We start from the raw sequence: 5,723 nt of genomic DNA, 5'->3' as shown, positions 1-5,723 counted from the left end.
GGCTGCGATCTTTTGATGTTGATTTTAAAAACCAAGATCAAAAGATCGCAGCCTGCGGCAGCACCTACAGGGGATCGGTGAATCCCAGGCAAAAAAAAGCCCGATCTCGCTAATGCGTTCAATCGGGCTACAGCACTCAGGAGCAAAAAGTGCAAAGGGAGGTTCGATGCGCGTAGAGCCTTGAAGGGGTTGCGCCAGGTCACTTAAACAATCGGCGATTATCTGGCGATTAACATATCAAGCGACCTGGGACAGTTTGGCGTTGGCCTGATTCAGGCCCTTCTCCTGGAAGTCGCCACCGAGGTTCATGCCTTCGGCGTGAATGAACGTCACGTCGTTGATACCGATGAAGCCCATGACCTGACGCAGGTACGGTTCCTGATGATCCGCCGGGCCGCCGGCGTAGATGCCGCCGCGAGCGGTGAGCACGTAGGCACGCTTGCCGCTGAGCAGGCCTTGCGGGCCGGTTTCGGTGTACTTGAAGGTCACGCCGGCACGCAGCACGTGGTCGAGCCAGGCTTTGAGGGTGCTCGGGATGGCGAAGTTGTACATCGGCGCGGCCATCACCAGCACGTCGGCGGCGAGCAGTTCATCGGTCAATGCGTTGGAGCGGTCCAGCGACGCTTGTTCGCTGTCGTTGCGCTGTTCGGCAGGTTTCATCCAGCCACCCAACAGGTTGGCGTCCAGATGCGGTACCGGATTCACGGCGAGGTCACGCACGGTGATCTGATCGGTCGGGTGCGCCGCTTTCCACTGACTGATGAAGGTCTGGGTCAGTTGACGGGAAACCGAGTCTTGCTGGCGGGCGCTGCTTTCGATGATCAGAACGCGGGACATGGTGTGTAGCCTCCATCCGAGAATGTTGTAGGTCGATGGAGTGAAGGTTAAACAGAGTCGAATCGATGAAAAAGCGCAAATAATTGCTGCAAAGCATCGAATAATTCGTTTAGATGCTGATCCATGCTCTTGTAGGCCTTCGCCTGCTCGCGATAGCGGTGTGTCAGGCGATATTGATTTATCTGGGACACCGCTATCGCGAGCAGGCTCACTCCTACAGGAGACGACTGCTATTTCGGGGTGCAGGTCAGTTCGATGCGCAGCTTGATGATCTCGCGGGTGAACTTGGCCGTGGCGTTTTTATGTTTGCCCGCCGGTACATCGATCGTGCGGTTGCGTGGTGCTTCCGGGCCATTGCTGAATTTCGCTTTGCACGTCGCATCGACATCGCCGTAGTTGGCCACCCGAATCGAGCCGATGTCGTTGTCGGTATCGAAGGTCTCGTAATCGATCTTCATGCCGTTGAGATTTTTCTGCACATCGATCGGGTACGCAAAAGCAGTCAGCGGCAGCAGCGCCAGCACCACACAACAGAATTTTTTCATTCGGCAGTCTCCATGAGGGACGGCCAGCTTAGGACAAGAGGAGCTATTGATGAAAGCGCCCCGCGTGACCCTGGACCAATGGCGAACATTGCAGGCCGTGGTCGACCATGGCGGATTCGCCCAAGCGGCGGAAGCCCTGCACCGTTCGCAATCGTCGGTGAGCTACACCGTTGCGCGCATGCAGGACCAGCTCGGCGTGCCGCTGCTGCGGATCGACGGGCGCAAAGCCGTGCTCACCGAAGCCGGCGGCGTGTTGCTGCGCCGCTCGCGGCAACTGGTGAAACAGGCCAGTCAACTGGAAGACCTCGCCCACCATATGGAGCAAGGCTGGGAAGCCGAGGTGCGGCTGGTAGTGGATGCGGCGTATCCGAGCGCGCGGATCGTTCGCGCGTTGACCGCATTCATGCCGCAAAGCCGTGGCTGCCGCGTACGTCTGCGCGAAGAAGTGTTGTCGGGCGTCGAGGAAGTGTTGCTCGAAGGCGTGGCCGATCTGGCGATCACTGGCCTGAGCATTCCCGGCCACCTCGGTGCGGAATTAAGCGACGTCGAGTTCATCGCCGTCGCCCACCCCGATCACCCGTTGCATCGGCTCAATCGCGAACTGAGCTTTCAGGATCTGGAAACCCAGATGCAAGTGGTGATTCGCGACTCCGGCCGCCAGCAACCGCGGGACGTCGGCTGGCTCGGCGCCGAACAGCGCTGGACCGTGGGCAGTCTCGCCACGGCGGCGACCTTTGTCAGCAGCGGCCTGGGCTTTGCATGGCTGCCACGGCACATGATTGAACGAGAACTCAAAGATGGCTCGCTCAAGCTGCTACCGTTGGACAGGGGCGGCACCCGCAACTCCAGCTTCTACCTGTATTCGAACAAGGACAAACCCTTGGGCCCGGCCACGCAAATCCTCATCGAGCTGCTGCGCACCTTCGATACCTTACCGCTGGATGCGCCGTACGCCGCCCCCGAACAAGCCTGACACGGAGTTCACCGATGGCCTATTTCGAACACGAAGGTTGCAACCTGCACTACGAGGAATATGGCCACGGTACGCCGTTGCTGCTGGTTCACGGGCTCGGTTCGAGCACGCTGGACTGGGAAATGCAGATCCCGGCACTGGCCGCGCACTATCGGGTGATCGTCCCGGACATTCGCGGCCACGGTCGCTCGGACAAGCCGCGCGAACGCTACAGCATCGCCGGGTTCAGCGCCGACATGCTTGCGCTTATCGAGCATCTGAACCTTGGCCCGGTGCACTACGTCGGGCTGTCGATGGGTGGCATGATCGGCTTCCAGTTCGGCGTCGATCAACCGCAGATGCTGAAAAGCCTGACCATCGTTAACAGCGCCCCCGAAGTCAAAATCCGCAGCCGCGATGATTATTGGCAATGGTTCAAACGCTGGAGCCTGATGCGTGTGCTCAGCCTCGCGACGATCGGCAAAGCCCTTGGCGGTAAACTTTTTCCCAAGCCGGAACAGGCCGATCTACGGCAGAAAATGGCCGAACGCTGGGCAAAAAACGACAAACGTGCTTATCTCGCCAGCTTCGATGCGATTGTGGGCTGGGGGGTTCAGGAACGACTTTCCCGAGTGACCTGTCCAACCCTCATCGTCACTGCCGACCGTGACTACACAACGGTTGCGCTGAAAGAAACCTATGTAAAACTGCTAGCCGATGCGCGGCTGGTGGTGATCACCGACTCGCGCCACGCCACACCGCTCGATCAACCCGAGCGTTTCAACCAAACGCTGCTGGAGTTTCTCGCCACAGCCGATATTCAATCTCAGGATCACTGACCCATGCTGAAAAAACTCGCCCTCGCCGCCGGTACCGTGCTGTTCGCCGCCAACCTGATGGCTGCCACGCCGGTCAAAGCGCCGCACGTGCTGCTGGACACCACCAACGGCCAGATCGAAATCGAACTGGACCCGGTCAAGGCGCCGATCAGTACCCAGAACTTTCTCGATTACGTCAAAAGTGGCTTCTACACCAACACCATTTTCCACCGTGTGATCCCGGGTTTCATGGCTCAGGGCGGCGGTTTCACTCAGCAGATGCAACAGAAAGACACCAAGGCAGCGATCAAGAACGAAGCCAGCAATGGCCTGCACAACGTGCGCGGCACCTTGTCGATGGCACGCACTTCCAACCCGGATTCGGCCACCAGCCAGTTCTTCATCAACGTGGCTGACAACGCGTTCCTCGATCCGGGCCGTGACGCCGGTTACGCGGTGTTCGCCAAAGTGGTCAAGGGCATGGACGTGGTCGACATCATCGTCAACTCGCCAACCACCACCAAAAGCGGCATGCAAAACGTGCCTGTCGACCCTGTGATCATCAAGTCGGCCAAAGTCATCGACTAAGCTGTACAGGGCGTATCGAGCGGTGTGAGTTCAACCTCACGCCGCTCACACTGATAAAAGGAGAGCCCGTACTCCGGGCGGTTATCTGATGCTCTATCGCCGTTTCGAACGACTGATCGACGTGTTCCGCGATGCCCCCACGGCATCCCCGCCGGATCGCGTGCTGCCCTTCTATACCTATTATCTGAAGCAGGTCTGGCCGAGTTTTGCCGCCCTGCTCACCGTCGGACTGTTCGGCGCCTTGATCGAAGTGGCGTTGTTCAGCTACCTCAGTCGCATCATTGACCTTGCCCAGGGCGCGCCGAACCCGAACTTTTTTCAGGAGCATGGCCTGGAGTTGGCCTGGATGGCCGTGGTCGCGCTGATCTTGCGCCCGGTCTTTGTCGGCCTGCACGACCTGCTTGTGCACCAGACCCTGAGCCCGAGCATGACCAGCATGATCCGCTGGCAAAACCACAGCTACGTGCTCAAGCAAAGCCTGAATTTTTTCCAGAACGACTTCGCCGGTCGTATCGCCCAACGCATCATGCAGACGGGCAACTCGCTGCGTGACTCTGCGGTGCAAGCAGTGGATGCGTTGTGGCATGTGCTGATCTACGCGATCAGCGCGCTGGTGCTTTTTGCCGAGGCCGACTGGCGCCTGATGATTCCGTTGCTGACGTGGATCGCCGCGTACATTGGCGCGCTCTGTTACTTCGTGCCACGGGTCAAGGAACGCTCCGTAGTGTCCTCCGATGCGCGCTCCAAACTGATGGGGCGGATCGTCGATGGTTACACCAACATCGCCACCCTGAAGCTGTTCGCCCATACCAATTACGAGCAACAGTACGCCCGCGAAGCAATTGAAGAACAGACCGAAAAAGCCCAACTGGCGGGCCGCGTTGTGACCAGCATGGACATCGCCATTACCACCATGAACGGCCTGCTGATCGTCGGCACCACGGGCCTGGCCTTGTGGCTGTGGACGCAATCGCTGATCACTGTGGGGGCGATTGCCCTGGCAACCGGTCTGGTGATTCGGATCGTCAACATGTCCGGCTGGATCATGTGGGTGGTCACCGGCATTTTCGAAAACATCGGCATGGTCCAGGATGGTTTGCAGACCATCTCGCAACCGGTCAGCGTCACCGATCGCGAACAGGCCAAACCGCTGGATGTGGACCGGGGCGAAGTGCGTTTCGAGCACGTGGATTTTCACTACGGCAAGAAGAAAGGCATCATCGGCGACCTTAATCTGAACATCAGACCGGGCGAAAAAATCGGTTTGATCGGGCCGTCGGGGGCCGGTAAGTCGACTCTGGTCAACCTGCTGCTGCGTCTCTACGACGTCGAGGGCGGGCGGATTCTGATCGATGGCCAGAACATCGCCGAAGTCGGTCAGGAAAGCCTGCGCGCACGCATCGGCATGATCACCCAGGACACTTCGCTACTGCACCGTTCGATCCGCGACAACTTGCTGTACGGCAAGCCGGATGCAACCGACGCGGAGCTGTGGGACGCGGTGCACAAGGCCCGCGCCGATGAGTTCATCCCGCTGCTGTCGGACGCCGAGGGCCGTACTGGCTTCGACGCTCACGTCGGCGAGCGCGGGGTGAAACTTTCCGGTGGTCAGCGCCAGCGCATTGCGATTGCTCGAGTACTGCTCAAGGACGCGCCGATCCTGATCATGGACGAAGCGACCTCGGCGCTGGACTCGGAAGTCGAAGCGGCAATTCAGGAAAGCCTGGAAACCCTGATGCAGGGTAAAACCGTGATCGCGATTGCGCACCGTCTCTCGACCATCGCGCGGATGGATCGGCTGGTGGTGCTGGAGAACGGCAAGATTGCCGAGAGCGGCACCCACGCGGAGCTGCTGGCCCATGGCGGCTTGTATGCTCGGTTGTGGGCGCACCAGACCGGAGGGTTTGTCGGCATCGACTGACCTCTTCCAAGATCGTTCCCACGCTCTGCGTGGGAACGCAGCCCGTGACGCTCCGCGTCACT

General features: G+C 59.4%; 6 protein-coding genes. 4 read left to right on the top strand and 2 right to left on the bottom strand.

Features of this window, described 5'->3' with window-relative positions:
- Positions 1-237: 237 nt before the first annotated feature.
- The gene (locus EJA71_RS25060; protein ID WP_158960360.1) at positions 238-837 is read right to left on the bottom strand and encodes an FMN-dependent NADH-azoreductase; all 600 of its coding nucleotides are present in this window, start codon (positions 835-837) and stop codon (positions 238-240) included.
- Between the two features lie 230 nt (positions 838-1,067).
- Positions 1,068-1,382: a 3-phosphoglycerate kinase gene (locus tag EJA71_RS25055; protein ID WP_158960357.1), complete on the bottom strand. Its 315-nt coding sequence runs from the start codon at positions 1,380-1,382 to the stop codon at positions 1,068-1,070.
- A 49-nt stretch (positions 1,383-1,431) separates the two neighbouring features.
- On the opposite strand from EJA71_RS25055, the gene EJA71_RS25050 reads away from it, so the two are divergent.
- From EJA71_RS25050 to EJA71_RS25035, 4 genes are all read left to right on the top strand, one after another.
- Positions 1,432-2,355, top strand: coding sequence for a LysR family transcriptional regulator (locus EJA71_RS25050; RefSeq protein ID WP_008086429.1), 924 nt, complete (start codon positions 1,432-1,434; stop codon positions 2,353-2,355).
- A 14-nt stretch (positions 2,356-2,369) separates the two neighbouring features.
- Positions 2,370-3,173 (top strand): alpha/beta fold hydrolase, encoded by an 804-nt coding sequence (locus EJA71_RS25045; RefSeq protein ID WP_158960355.1) that lies wholly within the window; start codon positions 2,370-2,372, stop codon positions 3,171-3,173.
- A gap of 3 nt (positions 3,174-3,176) precedes the next feature.
- Positions 3,177-3,740 carry a peptidylprolyl isomerase gene (locus EJA71_RS25040; protein WP_158960351.1) on the top strand — a complete coding sequence of 188 codons (564 nt, stop codon included), beginning with the start codon at positions 3,177-3,179 and terminating at the stop codon, positions 3,738-3,740.
- A gap of 88 nt (positions 3,741-3,828) precedes the next feature.
- Positions 3,829-5,661, top strand: coding sequence for an ABC transporter ATP-binding protein (locus EJA71_RS25035; RefSeq protein WP_158960348.1), 1,833 nt, complete (start codon positions 3,829-3,831; stop codon positions 5,659-5,661).
- The last annotated feature ends 62 nt before the right edge of the window (positions 5,662-5,723 follow it).

This window comes from Pseudomonas sp. PB106, assembly GCF_009764645.1.
Lineage (GTDB): Bacteria > Pseudomonadota > Gammaproteobacteria > Pseudomonadales > Pseudomonadaceae > Aquipseudomonas.
Note: the sequence above shows the minus strand (reverse complement) of the source record. Positions and strands in the feature narration are given on the sequence as shown.

Coding starts and splice junctions, on each gene's coding strand:
- EJA71_RS25040 (WP_158960351.1), top strand. CDS start 3,177: ATGCTGAAAAAACTCGCCCTCGCCGCCGGTACCGTGCTGTTCGCCGCC.
- EJA71_RS25055 (WP_158960357.1), bottom strand. CDS start 1,382: ATGAAAAAATTCTGTTGTGTGGTGCTGGCGCTGCTGCCGCTGACTGCT.
- EJA71_RS25035 (WP_158960348.1), top strand. CDS start 3,829: ATGCTCTATCGCCGTTTCGAACGACTGATCGACGTGTTCCGCGATGCC.
- EJA71_RS25045 (WP_158960355.1), top strand. CDS start 2,370: ATGGCCTATTTCGAACACGAAGGTTGCAACCTGCACTACGAGGAATAT.
- EJA71_RS25050 (WP_008086429.1), top strand. CDS start 1,432: ATGAAAGCGCCCCGCGTGACCCTGGACCAATGGCGAACATTGCAGGCC.
- EJA71_RS25060 (WP_158960360.1), bottom strand. CDS start 837: ATGTCCCGCGTTCTGATCATCGAAAGCAGCGCCCGCCAGCAAGACTCG.